General features: G+C 43.3%; 14 protein-coding genes. 6 read left to right on the forward strand and 8 right to left on the reverse strand.

Going from position 1 to position 13,254, the window contains the following annotated elements:
* Positions 1-71: 71 nt before the first annotated feature.
* The 4 genes from BM375_RS09460 (at position 72) to BM375_RS09475 (ending at position 4,723) form a co-directional block, all read left to right on the forward strand.
* Positions 72-1,037 (forward strand): homoserine kinase, encoded by a 966-nt coding sequence (locus BM375_RS09460; protein ID WP_093365559.1) that lies wholly within the window; start codon positions 72-74, stop codon positions 1,035-1,037.
* A 144-nt stretch (positions 1,038-1,181) separates the two neighbouring features.
* Positions 1,182-2,489, forward strand: coding sequence for a threonine synthase (gene thrC / locus BM375_RS09465; protein WP_093365561.1), 1,308 nt, complete (start codon positions 1,182-1,184; stop codon positions 2,487-2,489).
* Positions 2,490-2,520: 31 nt separating this feature from the next.
* Complete coding sequence (locus BM375_RS09470) at positions 2,521-3,030, forward strand: GNAT family N-acetyltransferase (protein ID WP_093365562.1); 510 nt, start codon at positions 2,521-2,523, stop codon at positions 3,028-3,030.
* A gap of 508 nt (positions 3,031-3,538) precedes the next feature.
* The gene (locus BM375_RS09475; RefSeq protein ID WP_093365564.1) at positions 3,539-4,723 is read left to right on the forward strand and encodes a class I SAM-dependent rRNA methyltransferase; all 1,185 of its coding nucleotides are present in this window, start codon (positions 3,539-3,541) and stop codon (positions 4,721-4,723) included.
* A gap of 196 nt (positions 4,724-4,919) precedes the next feature.
* On the opposite strand, the gene BM375_RS09480 is transcribed toward BM375_RS09475, so the two are convergent.
* From BM375_RS09480 to BM375_RS09510, 7 genes are all read right to left on the reverse strand, one after another.
* Entirely contained in the window at positions 4,920-5,675 is a 756-nt protein-coding gene (locus tag BM375_RS09480; RefSeq protein WP_093365566.1) for an SGNH/GDSL hydrolase family protein, read from the reverse strand.
* 36 nt (positions 5,676-5,711) lie between these two features.
* Positions 5,712-6,899, reverse strand: a complete 1,188-nt coding sequence (locus tag BM375_RS09485; RefSeq protein WP_093365567.1) for an aspartate aminotransferase family protein — start codon at positions 6,897-6,899, stop codon at positions 5,712-5,714.
* A gap of 20 nt (positions 6,900-6,919) precedes the next feature.
* Entirely contained in the window at positions 6,920-7,369 is a 450-nt protein-coding gene (locus tag BM375_RS09490) for a hypothetical protein (protein ID WP_093365569.1), read from the reverse strand.
* Entirely contained in the window at positions 7,369-8,169 is an 801-nt protein-coding gene (locus BM375_RS09495; protein ID WP_093365570.1) for a hypothetical protein, read from the reverse strand. Before BM375_RS09495 ends, BM375_RS09490 begins: the two co-directional genes overlap by 1 nt.
* A 34-nt stretch (positions 8,170-8,203) precedes the next feature.
* A complete protein-coding gene (locus BM375_RS09500) occupies positions 8,204-8,749 on the reverse strand; it encodes an RNA polymerase sigma factor (protein WP_093365572.1) in 546 nt (181 codons plus the stop codon).
* A 14-nt stretch (positions 8,750-8,763) separates the two neighbouring features.
* On the reverse strand, positions 8,764-9,717 hold the full coding sequence (locus tag BM375_RS09505) for a transketolase family protein (RefSeq protein WP_093365573.1): 954 nt from the start codon (positions 9,715-9,717) through the stop codon (positions 8,764-8,766).
* 68 nt (positions 9,718-9,785) lie between these two features.
* The gene (locus tag BM375_RS09510) at positions 9,786-10,634 is read right to left on the reverse strand and encodes a transketolase (protein ID WP_093365575.1); all 849 of its coding nucleotides are present in this window, start codon (positions 10,632-10,634) and stop codon (positions 9,786-9,788) included.
* A 148-nt stretch (positions 10,635-10,782) separates the two neighbouring features.
* Between BM375_RS09510 and BM375_RS17470 the strand changes: the two genes are divergently transcribed.
* Together BM375_RS17470 and BM375_RS09515 are read left to right on the forward strand one after the other, a co-directional pair.
* Positions 10,783-11,100: a hypothetical protein gene (locus tag BM375_RS17470; RefSeq protein ID WP_244525863.1), complete on the forward strand. Its 318-nt coding sequence runs from the start codon at positions 10,783-10,785 to the stop codon at positions 11,098-11,100.
* On the forward strand, positions 11,034-12,572 hold the full coding sequence (locus tag BM375_RS09515) for a glycoside hydrolase family 3 protein (protein WP_244525864.1): 1,539 nt from the start codon (positions 11,034-11,036) through the stop codon (positions 12,570-12,572). The genes BM375_RS17470 and BM375_RS09515 overlap by 67 nt, the downstream gene beginning before the upstream one ends.
* A gap of 119 nt (positions 12,573-12,691) precedes the next feature.
* On the opposite strand, the gene BM375_RS09520 is transcribed toward BM375_RS09515, so the two are convergent.
* Entirely contained in the window at positions 12,692-13,246 is a 555-nt protein-coding gene (locus BM375_RS09520) for a NifU family protein (protein ID WP_093365576.1), read from the reverse strand.
* Between the last annotated feature and the right edge of the window lie 8 nt (positions 13,247-13,254).

The following is a 13,254-nucleotide window of genomic DNA, read 5'->3' on the forward strand; positions in this document are numbered from 1 at the left end:
AAACAAAGAGAAAAAAGTATACAGATAGGGAGATGATTTATAATCTTCCAAATCTGTGTGATCACAAGAATATGAATGAGAAGAAAATAGATTTTGATAAGATCCTTGACCAGATTCGCGTATTTGCACCGGCAACGGTTGCCAATATGATATGTGGATTCGATATTTTAGGTTTTGCGGTAGATTATCCAGGGGATGAAGTCAATATGTACCGGGTGGCTGAACCGGGTGTTCGGATTCGGTCAATTCAGGGGGATGACGGTCGCCTTCCTTTGGATGCCGATAAAAACACCGTCAGTGCCTGTGTAAAGATGCTATTAAAGCATTTGGGTATCGAAAAAGAGTTGGGTGTGGAGATTGAACTGATTAAACACATGCCTATTGGCAGTGGTTTAGGCTCCAGTTCGGCGAGTACAGTAGCGGGTTTGTTTGCGATCAATACCCTATTAGGAAATCCTTTAAGCAAAGAAGAACTGCTTCCTTTCTGTGTGGAAGGCGAACGATTGGCATGCGGACATGGTCATGCGGATAATGTCGCGCCGGCTTTAATGGGCGGTATTACGTTAGTTCGTGGATATGAACCATTGGATGTGATTGCTTTACCCGTGCCAGAGGAATTGTATGCAGGAGTTGTCTTTCCGAAAGTAGATGTACCGACCCGGGATGCCCGACAACTTATCAAAGAGAAAGTATTATTGAAAGAGGCTGTCACCCAGTGGGGAAATATAGCTGGGCTGGTGGCAGGATTGTACCGCAAAGACTATGATTTGATAAGCCGCAGCATGCAAGATGTGCTGATCGAGCCAACGCGTGCGATTCTGATTCCAGAGTTTTATGCGATGAAGCAGATTGCTTTGGATGCAGGAGCACTCAGCTTTGGGATTTCCGGCTCAGGACCTTCAGTAGTTGCCATTGCAAGAGGACAAGAAATTGCCGAGCAAGCCGCAGCACGTATTCAGCAACACTTAACCGATTGCGAAATAGATAGTTTTAAATATGTTTCAGCTGTCAACGTTGGAGGGCCAAAAGTTCTTTAACGAAGTTAGTTTAAAGTTTCTTTTGTTTAAGGTTTAAAATTAATGAATGTAACGCTAAGCCCTAAACTTTAAACATCAAACAAAAAAGAATAATCCGTGTAACCGAGCTTGCGAGCTCATCGTAGATAATCACAATAAAAAACAATGAAACTATATAGTACGAACAATAAAGATTTACGTGTCTCTTTTCAAGAGGCAGTTTTCAATTCCTTACCCACAGATAAGGGCTTATATATGCCGGAGATAATTCCACAATTGGATCCAGCATTTATTCGCAATATCCAGCAATATTCTTTGCAGGAGATTGCTTTTACGGTGGCAAATGCTTTGATTGGCGACGATATTCCGGAAGTCGATTTGAAAGCAATTATTGCAGATGCCATCAATTTTGATGCACCGGTCAAGTTCCTCAGTGCTGACACAGCAGTATTGGAACTTTTCCATGGACCATCTTATGCCTTTAAGGATTTTGGGGCAAGATTTATGAGCCGTGTGATGGGGTATTTCTCCACCCAAGGTGATAAGTTATTAGATGTTTTGGTCGCTACGTCGGGAGATACAGGCGGAGCCGTTGCTCTTGGCTTCTTGGGCGTAGAAGGCACCCGTGTAACTATCCTTTATCCGAAAGGAAAAGTATCCAAAGTGCAGGAAGAGCAATTGACAACCAATGGACAGAATATTCGTGCATTGGAAGTTGAGGGGACTTTCGATGACTGTCAGGCGTTGGTAAAAACCGCTTTCAATGATAAGGATTTGAATGAAGCGCTCCGTTTGACTTCGGCAAACTCTATCAATATCGCACGTTTGATTCCACAGACCTTTTACTATTTCTGGGCGTATGCACAGTTAAAATCACAAGGGATGTCTGAAGTTGTCTTTACAGTGCCGAGTGGCAACTTTGGAAATATCGGAGCAGGTTTGCTGGCATACAAAATGGGACTACCCGTGAAACATTTTGTAGCTGGAACGAATGTGAATGATACCGTGCCTCGTTTCCTACAATCGGGTGCTTATACACCTAAGCCTTCCGTACAGACACTGGCAAATGCCATGGATGTCGGAAATCCGAGCAATTGGGTACGTATACAGGATATGTTTCACAATAATTTAGAAGAGCTGCGCGCGATAATATCCTCTTATACCTATAATGACGAAGAAACGGTCAAAGCAATGGCTGAACTTTACGAGAGATACAAGTATATCGCTTGTCCGCACACTGCTATTGCTTATCTGGCATCCAATCAATATTGTCAGGATGAGCCTGGCGAATATGCTTCGGTGTTCTTGTCCACTGCTCATCCTTGCAAGTTTCCGGATGCTATCTCGGAAGATGTATTTGCTAAGATTGAATTGCCAAAAGGTGCAGAGGATTTGGCTGGAAAACCCAAACTGGCGACGGAGATTCCCGTGGATTATGAGGTCTTTAAAAGCTATTTGTTAGTGAATAATTGATGTAAATTGCACATCGATAAGTAAAAAAATAATGGAGAGCTATAAAACCGAAAGGTTGATATTAAAGCCAGCATCCGTGGATGATGTTGGCTTTTTTCTGAAACTTTATAATATGCCGAAGTTCATTAAATACATCGGAGATAGAAATATTCGTACAGAAGAAGACGCAAGAAATTACATTGAAAATCGATTTCTTCCTCAATTGGAAAAACGAGGTTTTGGAAATTACGTCGTAAGTCTAAAGGAGAATGGAGAGAAGATAGGTGCTGTAGGTGTTTTTGAACGGGAGGGATTGGACGTTGTTGATATTGGTTTCTCCTTTTTTGAAGAATACGAAGGGAAAGGCTATGCCTTTGAATCAGCTAATAAACTGAGTCAAGTAGTGAAGCAAAAATTTGGTATAGAAAAGCTGTCGGCGATAACCACAAAGGATAATTTATCCTCTCAGAAGTTGATAAGGAAACTTGGTCTAAAGTTTCAGAAATATATCATGCTTCCCGATGACCCAGAAGAATTGATGTATTTTGAAGGGGATTTGTAAGGTTTTCTCATAACCTAAGGTTTGCTACACAAATATAATCTATATCTCTCAATAATCAAAAGCCACATTATCAATAGCCAAGGCAAAGGCATCTTATTTTTATGATTAAAATAAACGGAGGCTTGATTTCGACAGTTTTTTATGTCACTCAGGCCTCCGAAAGCTTTCGCTTTGGCGTCAAGATAAGTGTGCCTGCATTATTATCCTCTCCCCAGCCCTCTCCAAAGGAGAGGGGGGATATAGTTTACTAACTGTCAAGGGAACTAATTAGTCTCCCTCTCCTTTGGAGAGGGATTAAGGGTGAGGACTATAACAAAAAGCTTTTTGATAACGAATGCCCTGTCCCGGCGAGGGACGGAAAGGTGTTGTGCGATGGAAAAAAATCAACATATTGTCGAAATCAAGCCTCCTTTTACTTATCATTAAGTATAAACTTTTTCTGACATTAACTTGTCTGTCATTGTGTAAGTCGTGCTGTTTATCTTTGCAATTTTCTATTTTTGTAGGGATGAATAAGATAATCCTTAATAAAGGTAAAGACAAAGCTGCTTGGCAACTGCATCCTTGGGTGTTTTCGGGGGCTATCCATAAGGTGATTGGTAAAGTGCAAAACGGCAATATCGTGTCCGTTTTCAATATAGACGATGAGTTTATAGCTTACGGTATGTATAATAATACCTCTCGTGTGGCGGTGCGGTTGTTGGAGTGGAATCCCGCATACGAGATTGATGAAAAGTGGTGGAGAAAGCGTGTGCAGAAAGCTGTAAAAAACAGATCACATTTGTTGACGAAGGAGAATGACACTGTTCGCTTGATCTTTGCAGAAGCTGATTTTTTACCTGGATTAATCGCCGATAAGTATGCCGATTTTATTTCTGTGCAGGTGCACGCTGCAGGAATAGAACATGTCAAACCGATTATTGTCGATGAGTTGGTTCAGCTCTTAGCACCTAAAGGCATCTATGAGCGCAGTGACTTGAAATCCCGTGAGCATGAAGGTTTGCCTGATGTGAACGGACTGCTTTGGGGCGAAACACCTCCCGAATTTGTGGATATTGTCGAGAATGGGATTCACTATAAAGTAAATATTATTGACGGACAGAAATCAGGATTTTATTGTGATCAGCGGGAGAATAGATGGCTAACAGCACAATATGTAAAAGGCAAAAAGGTCTTGGACTGTTTTTGTTATTCAGGGGGCTTCACACTAAATGCATTCCGTGAAGGAGCTGCAGAGGTTACTTCGGTTGATAGTTCCGCACTGGCGATTGAAACCCTGAAGAGCAATATTCCCCACAATAGTTTTGATGCTGGCAAACATGTCGCGGTACAATCTGATGTCAATAAATATTTACGGCAACTGGGAGAGCAAGGAGAAAAATTTGATGTGATCGTATTGGATCCACCAAAATATGCCCCATCCCGATCCACATTAGAAAAGGCTTCCCGTGCTTATAAGGACTTAAACAGAAGAGGGTTGCTTTTGTTGGAAAGTGGAGGCCTTCTGGCTACTTTTTCCTGCTCAGGCGCGATGGATATTGATACGTTCAAACAAGTAATTGCTTGGGCTGCATTGGATGCAGGGAAAGAAATTCAGTTTATCCGACAGTTTTCGCAACCCGAAGACCATCCCGTTCGAGCATCCTTTTCTGAGGGAGAGTATCTAAAAGGACTGTTGGTGCGCGTGGTTTAGCTTGTACGAAAAAAAGTTAAAACTATGTCGTCATTGCGAGGAGAAGGTACGACGACGAAGCAATCTAAAAGCTATACCAATTTCATCCAGTATAAGTATAGTTCGGAGATTGCTTCGTCGTGCCTCCTCGCAATGACGATAAGATTTAGAACTTTCAGATTCGTTTTTAAACTATACGCTGAAAGTCCATAGTGGTTTATTTAATCAACTTCAACCAAGACTCCGCCATGAGGTTTGCTCCGGCCATGGAGGTATGTACGCCATCTGTCGTCCAATAGTCTCCTGCACCACGCCTTGCAGCCTCGTCAAAAACCTGCTGGTAAGGAAGGAATACAGCACCAAATTCTTGCGCCACTTCCTTGGCCACTTGTTGATATTTAGGGAAATCAGGATACCAATCGTCCGTAACATGTTTTACCCCCTTTACACCAAATGGTTCACAAATAATCAATCTGACATTCGGTAGTTTCTCCAAGGTCAATCGTAACAGTTGTTGGTACTGTTCCTTATATGCTTCGGGTGTATTGTGCGCTCCACTGTCTTTCGTCCGCCAGAAATCATTCACCCCAATCATAATACTCAGAATAGTTGGGCGTAAAGCTAAAGTATCTTTCTCCCAGCGTTCCAAGAGGTCAGGAATCCTGTTTCCACTAATGCCTCGATTGTATACTTTGATATTTTTAGCAGCATGCGTATTTAAGAGTTGTGCTGCCGCCATCATAGCATATCCACTTCCAAACGCATTGGTATCGTTGGGTTGTAGGTTTTCCTTATTTCGTCCTGCATCTGTGATAGAATCTCCCTGAAACAAGATGACATCATTGGACTGTATTTGTATTTTCTTGGCAAGGTTCTGTTCTTCCTCTTCGGAAGCCAACAGCACTGGACTGGCCAGTGTGACAGCACCTAATCCAAATAGACCTTTTGCGATAAAATTTCTTCTTGATTGCATATACGTTGTAGGTTTATGACAAGCAAGTTAGGAAATTCAACAGAACTTTTCAATACCCGCCCGAATAATTTTGCAGGCTGCTTTAATTTCATCTTCATTGATGGTAAGCGGAGGAGCCACACGTAGAGCCGTTTCACAGTGCAGGTACCAGTCAACCATAACACCATTTTCAGCGCAATAGCTGCTTACGGCATATACCTGTTCGAAGTTGTCCAATTGTAGGCACATCATAAGCCCTAAGCCACGAATCTCACGAATTTGCGGAATAGCCAATTCTCTACGGAAAAGCGCTGCTTTTTCAGTCACTGTATCGACCAGTTTTTCTTCCTGGATAAGGCGGAGGGATGCCAACGCCGCTGCACACGAAACCGGATGACCGCCAAAGGTGGTAATATGCCCAAGCATAGGGTTGTCTTTGATGACATCCATGATTTCCTTGCGCGCTACAAAAGCACCCAAAGGCATGCCGCCACCAATACCTTTTGCCAGCATCAATATATCCGGTACCACGTCAAAATGTTCAAAAGCAAAGAGCTTTCCTGTACGTCCAAAACCAGTTTGGATTTCGTCGAAGATCAGTATCGCCCCTGTTTCATCACATTTACGACGTAAAGCCTGCATAAACTCCTTGCTGGGAACACGTACGCCGGCTTCACCCTGTATCGCCTCCACAATGACCGCAGCAGTCTCCGAACTGATGAAGTCCAGCGAATTCATATCATTAAATTTGATGAAATTGATTTCAGGTAGGAGAGGAGCGTAAGCTTCCTGATAAGCAGGGTTACCCATTAAGCTGAGTGCACCTTGTGTACTGCCATGGTAAGCTTTTTCAGCTGCAATAATCTGGCGTCGGCCTGTAAATTTCTTGGCTATCTTCATTGATCCCTCTACTGCTTCCGCTCCGCTGTTGGTCAGATAGACCGAGCCAAAAGAAGGAGGCAATGTCGCCAAAAGCTCCGTCGCAAACTGTACCTGCGGAGCTTGTACAAATTCACCATAGACGGTTACATGCAGATACTTGTCTAATTGTTCTTGAATAGCACGGATCACCTTAGGATGGCGGTGCCCGATATTGCTGACATTGAATCCCGAAACCAAATCGATGTATTGCTGGCCTTCGGGGCCGTAAAGATATACACCCTCCGCTTTAACAATCTCAAAAAGACGAGGCGTGTTGGAAGTTTGTGCGGTATTTTGTAAGAAAAGTTCTCTGTTACTGATCATGCACAAAGATAAGAAAGAACCTATTCGTTTCGTTTCCTATTCTGTAATTCTTTGTATAGCAGCTCCCGGAAGTTTTGTTCGACTTCAAAAAATTGAGAAGCCCTCGATTGCCCGATCACCTCGGCAAACTTTGCGCGGTATTCTTTTTTGATGTTCAGTTCTTTTGCATCATACGATAGCACGTCTCGTTGCCCACTGGATCGGTTGAACGAATTTGTCCCTTTCGGTGAAGGCGTTGAGTCGTCTTGACGTTGCGAACGTACATTCCAAACAGCTTTGCTGTATTGATTATATATCGGGAAAAATCGTTGAGCTTCGGCTGTTGTCAGATTTAGCTCTTTTGTGATATAGGCTATTTTTTCGTTTTCAATTGCTGCAAAACGTTTAGAATCGCGTGGTTGTGCTTGTGCAGACAAAACGCAAAGTGCAAGACCAACAATCGTAACAAATAAATGTTTAAAACGTAACATTATAACATATAATTTAAGTAATCTTCAATATCCTCTTCCTTGACATGCGTACAGATACCCCCCGTACCTTCGTGATCCTCCATGCACTCCATGATATACAGCATATCCTGACTGTTGTGTGAAGCGCTAAGATAGTTGATAATCTCATCTTCAGAGATAGTCGCTAATGTGGATTGTGCAGTGTCAGGCTGATCCACAACAGCATTATAAGAACCAATACCTAAAACGACTGCCACACAAGCCGCAGCAGCATACTGTATCCACTGTTGGATTGGTAAGCGGCGTACCGGTGTTTCACGGGGAGCAACAACCTTTGTCGTTATTTCCCGGGTCAGCTTGTCAAAATATGCAGGCGGAACATCAAAGCCCGATGTTGGGCTCATATCCTTCAATTGCTCTTCAAAAATTCTGGAAGAGATGCGGTCTTGAAGCTGCTCAAAATATCCGTTAGGAACCGCAAAATCATTTTCCTCACGGAAAGGCTCTAATTTAACCTGTGCCTGTATCTGCTCTTCCAATTTGGAGAAGTAATCTTCAGGCACTTCAAAAGCAGGGCTGTTTTTCAAACACTCCAGTTTAGCCTGTGTTTTCAGATGGCTTTCTGCATCCTCAAAATACCCTTGCGGAACAGAAAACCCTCCGTTAGAGCTTCCTTTCCACTTATCCAATTGAATACGGGCATGAATATTGGAGGAGAGGTCGTTGAAATAATCGTTAGGTACTGTGAAAGGATTCACACGACACGATTCAGGGAGGTTAAAACCTCCTGTTCCTTCATGATATGTGTTGTTCTCGTTCATAGTATCTGTATAGAGTCAAAAACGTAGCTAAGGTTTAATCGTTAGACGCAAAAAAAAGCTCAATTTTCTTTACGGCCAAATGGTAGGATGCTTTTAACGCCCCAACACTGGTTCCAACGATTTCAGAAATCTCTTCGTACTTTAAATCCTCGAAATATTTCATGTTAAACACCAAGCGTTGTTTCTCCGGTAAGGTAAGCAATGCTTGCTGTAATTTCATCTGCGCCTGATCGCCATTGAAATAGGATCCTTCGGCCAAGGTGTCGGCTAAATAAGCAGAACTGTCGTCATCCAACGACAGGTTCTGCTTTTGCTTTTTCTTGTTCAGGAAGGTGATACATTCATTGGTCGCAATACGGTAAAGCCAGGTGTAGAGCTGTGAATCCTCCCTGAATTTTTCCAGATTGCGCCATACTTTGATGAAAATATCCTGAACAACATCATCAGCATCGTCGTGGTCAATGACCATACGGCGGACATGCCAATATATTTTTTGTTGATATTTTTTGAGCAAATAGCCAAACGCCTCTTCGCGTGTGCGCTCGTCAGCAAATTTGGAAATGATTAAGGCGTCTTCCATTTGTTTCAAAAAAATTATTTTCTGGTAATTACTTTTCTTGCCGCGGCAACGATAGCAGCTGCATTCAAACCGTATTTCTCCATCAATTGTGCAGGAGTTCCTGACTCACCGAATGAATCGTTAACGGCTACAAACTCTTGAGGAGTCGGACGTTTGCTCACCAACAATTGTGCTACACTGTCACCCAAGCCACCTAAACGGTTGTGCTCCTCAGCGGTAACCACGCAACCCGTTTTAGTTACGGACGCTAAAACAGCTTCTTCGTCCAAAGGTTTGATGGTGTGGATATTGATGATTTCAGCACTGATGCCTAATTTTTCCAATTCCTCACCAGCTTGGATGGCTTCCCAAACCAAGTGACCAGTCGCGATAATGGTAACGTCAGTTCCTTCGTTCAAAAGAATAGCCTTACCAATTTCAAATTTTTGGTCTGCAGGAGTAAAGTTAGGCACTACTGGACGACCGAAACGCAAATATGCCGGACCTTCGTGGTCTACCAAGGCCAAAGTCGCGGCTTTGGTTTGATTGAAATCACAAGGATTGATAACCGTCATGCCCGGAAGCATTTTCATCAAGCCGATGTCTTCCAAGATTTGGTGTGTTGCGCCATCTTCTCCCAAAGTTAAACCCGCGTGCGAAGCACAGATTTTCACATTCTTGCCAGAGTAGGCAATAGATTGGCGGATTTGGTCATAAACACGACCAGTAGAGAAGTTAGCAAAAGTTCCTGTGAAAGGGATTTTGCCTCCGATAGTCAAACCTGCGGCAATGCCCATCATATTGGCCTCAGCGATACCGATTTGGAAAAAACGCTCAGGAAACTCTTTTATAAAGTCATTCATTTTTAACGAACCGATAAGGTCCGCACATAAAGCTACTACGTTTTCGTTTTGTTTACCGGCCTCTAATAAACCAGCACCGAAACCAGAACGTGTATCTTTAGATTCTGTATATGTGTATTTTTTCATTTTAGTTGCTATGTGCGTATTGCGATATACTACTCAATACGCAATACTCATTACTCAATACTAATAAATTAATAATCTCCGATAGTTCTTGGCACTTGATTTAAAGCACTTTCTAATTGCTCATCGTTAGGAGCAACACCATGCCATTTGTGTGAGCCCATCATGAAATCCACGCCTTTACCCATTTCGGTGTGCAATAGGATAACCACTGGTTTGCCTTTTCCTGTACGGGTTTTAGCTTCGTCCAAACCATTGATAACAGAGGCCATATCGTTACCTTTAGCAACTTCTAATACATCCCATCCAAAAGCTTCCCATTTTGCACGTAAGTCACCTAATGATAATACCTGATCGGTAGAACCATCGATTTGCGCATTGTTGTAGTCTACTGCAGCAATCACGTTATCCATCTTGTTGTGCGGAGCATACATAGCAGCTTCCCAAACTTGACCTTCCTGTAGCTCACCATCACCCATCAATACGTACACTAAGCTGTTGTCTTTATTCAACTTTTTAGCCTGTGCCGCACCGATAGCAACAGATAACCCTTGTCCCAAAGAACCAGAAGCTACACGGATACCCGGAAGACCTTCATGTGTAGTTGGGTGACCTTGCAGGCGGGAGTTGATTTTACGGAAAGTAGCTAATTCGCTTACAGGGAAATAGCCGGCACGTGCCAATGTACTGTAAAACACAGGAGAGATGTGTCCGTTGGATAAGAAGAACAAATCTTCACCTACACCGTCCATATTGAATGATGGGTCGTGTTTCATAGCATGAAAATACAAGGCTACGAAATAATCCGTACAGCCCAAAGAACCGCCAGGGTGTCCAGATTGGCATGCATGTACCATGCGAACAATGTCGCGTCTTACCTGCGAAGCAATCTGTTCAAGTTTGTTTATATCTGCGCTCATTTCTAAATATAAATGTTTCGATTATTTTGAGGGTAAAGGTAATGATTTTTAGCTAAATTGAAAGTTTTCAATGAAGGAATACCTTGTCCTTTTGGGCACATGATGAAAAAAATAGTATCTTGCTTTCTCATAATACAAGAATATAAACATGCCGAAACCTTTTTACCTGTCCATATTGGGCGTAGCACTGTTCGTATCCACCTCCTATGCACAAAAAATCAAGGACATATACCATGATAATTGGATTGATTTCAATAAGAATGGCGTCAAAGATATTTATGAGGATGTCAATCAACCAATCGAAAAACGTGTAGAAGACCTGATAGCACAGATGACACCGCAGGAAAAGGCCAATCAGACCGCCACTTTATACGGCTATGGACGTATACTGAAAGCGAATTGCCAACACCGGAATGGAAAAACAAGATTTGGGTACACGGACTGGCAAATATCGATGAGATGCTGAATAGCTTACCCTACAACAGGGGAGCGAAAACCGAATATTCCTATCCATTCAGCAAGCACGCCGATGCGTTGAATACCGTACAGCGTTGGTTTATCGAAGAAACCCGATTGGGAATACCAGTTGATTTTACGAATGAAGGTATACACGGGTTGACCCATGATAGAGCCACACCCTTACCCGCGCCTATCAACATCGGTAGCACGTGGAACCGAAAATTAATAAGGCAATCAGCCGAGACGATAGGCCGTGAATCAAAATACTTAGGTTACACCAATGTCTATACCCCGATCTTAGATGTATCGCGCGACCCACGTTGGGGACGGGTAGTAAAGACATACGGCGAAAATCCATATCACATTGCCGAATTAGGTAAGCAGGTTGTTTTAGGCATTCAGCAGCATGGCGTTGCCTCTACGTTGAAACATTATGCCGTATATTCCATACCCAAAGGGGGAAGGGATGGGAATGCCCGTACCGATCCACACGTAGCACCCCGCGAGATGCATACGCTGCATCTTTATCCCTTTAAGCGTGTGATTCAAGAAGCACATCCTATGGGCGTAATGAGCAGTCATAATGATTATGATGGAGTTCCCGTGAGCGGAAGCCGTTATTTTATGCACGATTTGCTACGTACGACCTACGGCTTTAACGGTTACGTCGTTTCCGATAGTGATGCACTTGAGTTTATCTCCGATAAGCATAAGGTGGTCGATTCCTATCCACATGCGATTAAGCGAGCGTTGGAATCAGGTTTGGATGTGCGGACAACTTTCACAGAACCGAATGACTACCTCACACCGCTGATGAGTATCATCAATAATGGCGAATTGTCTGAAGAAATGCTGAATGAACGTGTGCGTGCGGTGCTGACCACCAAGTTTAGATTAGGCCTTTTTGATACACCGCTTCAGCACAACACACAAGACGCCGATAAGATGGTCCATACCGCCGCTGACGAAGCGATGTCTATGGAGATGAATAGGCAGTCGATGGTTTTGTTAAAGAACGAGAACAACATTTTACCTTTGGATGCCTCCAAATGGAAGGATATCTTGATCACAGGGCCTTTGGCAGAAGCCGAGCGATATACGACGAGCAGATACGGTCCTTCCAATAACCCGATAACCACGGTGAAGGACGGACTTTCTGAACGTGCCACTGCGGAGGGGATGCATGTCCGTTATGCCAAAGGCGTGGAGATTATCGATAAGAACTGGCCGGAAAGCGAAATCATTCCCTATCCTTTGACTGCAGAAGAAGAAGCGATGATGGAAGAAGGCGTTCGATTGGCGCAGGAAAGCGATATTATTGTGGCGGTGATGGGTGAATCCCATCTGGAAGTAGGCGAAAGCCGCTCGCGTTCCGCATTGGATTTACCCGGCAGACAGCGGGAATACCTGATGCGGTTAAAAGCTACCGGTAAACCCGTGATTTGGAATTGCTGGACGAGAAAATGGAGTGGACTGTAGAGCCCTGTGAATTTAAGATTATGGTGGGTAACTCTTCCGAGAATATTTTGCTGCGAGATAGCTTGTGGGTGAAGTAAAAAAATAAGGCGATGCAAAAACATCGCCTTATTTTTTATGTTTTACATCGCCTCAGCGACGACTTCTTCTACTTCTGGTACCATACGTTTCAGCAAGCCTTCGATTCCCGCTTTCAAAGTAATGGTGGAAGAAGGGCATCCACTGCATGAACCGCGTAGCTCTACCGTAACTGTTCCGTTTTCAAAAGATTTGTAGGCTATCGCTCCACCGTCTTGCTCTACAGCAGGGCGTACATAGTCATGCAACACCTGTTGGATTTTAATTTCAGTTTCCGTGCCTTCAAATTGTACATCCTCATCATGTGCTATCGGTTTGACCGCTAATTCCGATTCGACCGCACCTTTCACGAAGTCTTTCAATAAGCCTTCGATGTCCGACCATTCTACTTCATCCGCTTTGGTGATTGTGACGAAGTTGCTGGCAAAGAATACACCCGTTACGAAGTTGAACTTGAAAAGCTCACGTGCAAAATCCGATTCTTGTGCTTTTTCTTTATTCGGGTAGTCCAAGCTCCCGTTGATCAACAGCTTGTTGACCAAAAACTTCATGGTAGCCGGATTCGGCGTTAATTCTGTATATACGTTAATTGTTGCCATAGTTTTCT

Origin of the sequence: Sphingobacterium wenxiniae (assembly GCF_900116225.1) — a bacterium.
GTDB lineage: Bacteria > Bacteroidota > Bacteroidia > Sphingobacteriales > Sphingobacteriaceae > Sphingobacterium > Sphingobacterium wenxiniae.

What these genes read in the sequence shown, in the direction of transcription:
- BM375_RS09495 (WP_093365570.1), bottom strand. Translation starts at nt 8,169, where the DNA reads ATGAACGAGAACAACACATATCATGAAGGAACAGGAGGTTTTAACCTC.
- BM375_RS09485 (WP_093365567.1), bottom strand. Translation starts at nt 6,899, where the DNA reads ATGATCAGTAACAGAGAACTTTTCTTACAAAATACCGCACAAACTTCC.
- BM375_RS09470 (WP_093365562.1), top strand. Translation starts at nt 2,521, where the DNA reads ATGGAGAGCTATAAAACCGAAAGGTTGATATTAAAGCCAGCATCCGTG.
- BM375_RS09475 (WP_093365564.1), top strand. Translation starts at nt 3,539, where the DNA reads ATGAATAAGATAATCCTTAATAAAGGTAAAGACAAAGCTGCTTGGCAA.
- BM375_RS09510 (WP_093365575.1), bottom strand. Translation starts at nt 10,634, where the DNA reads ATGAGCGCAGATATAAACAAACTTGAACAGATTGCTTCGCAGGTAAGA.
- BM375_RS09480 (WP_093365566.1), bottom strand. Translation starts at nt 5,675, where the DNA reads ATGCAATCAAGAAGAAATTTTATCGCAAAAGGTCTATTTGGATTAGGT.
- thrC (WP_093365561.1), top strand. Translation starts at nt 1,182, where the DNA reads ATGAAACTATATAGTACGAACAATAAAGATTTACGTGTCTCTTTTCAA.
- BM375_RS09505 (WP_093365573.1), bottom strand. Translation starts at nt 9,717, where the DNA reads ATGAAAAAATACACATATACAGAATCTAAAGATACACGTTCTGGTTTC.
- BM375_RS09460 (WP_093365559.1), top strand. Translation starts at nt 72, where the DNA reads ATGAATGAGAAGAAAATAGATTTTGATAAGATCCTTGACCAGATTCGC.
- BM375_RS09500 (WP_093365572.1), bottom strand. Translation starts at nt 8,749, where the DNA reads ATGGAAGACGCCTTAATCATTTCCAAATTTGCTGACGAGCGCACACGC.
- BM375_RS17470 (WP_244525863.1), top strand. Translation starts at nt 10,783, where the DNA reads ATGCCGAAACCTTTTTACCTGTCCATATTGGGCGTAGCACTGTTCGTA.
- BM375_RS09490 (WP_093365569.1), bottom strand. Translation starts at nt 7,369, where the DNA reads ATGTTACGTTTTAAACATTTATTTGTTACGATTGTTGGTCTTGCACTT.
- BM375_RS09520 (WP_093365576.1), bottom strand. Translation starts at nt 13,246, where the DNA reads ATGGCAACAATTAACGTATATACAGAATTAACGCCGAATCCGGCTACC.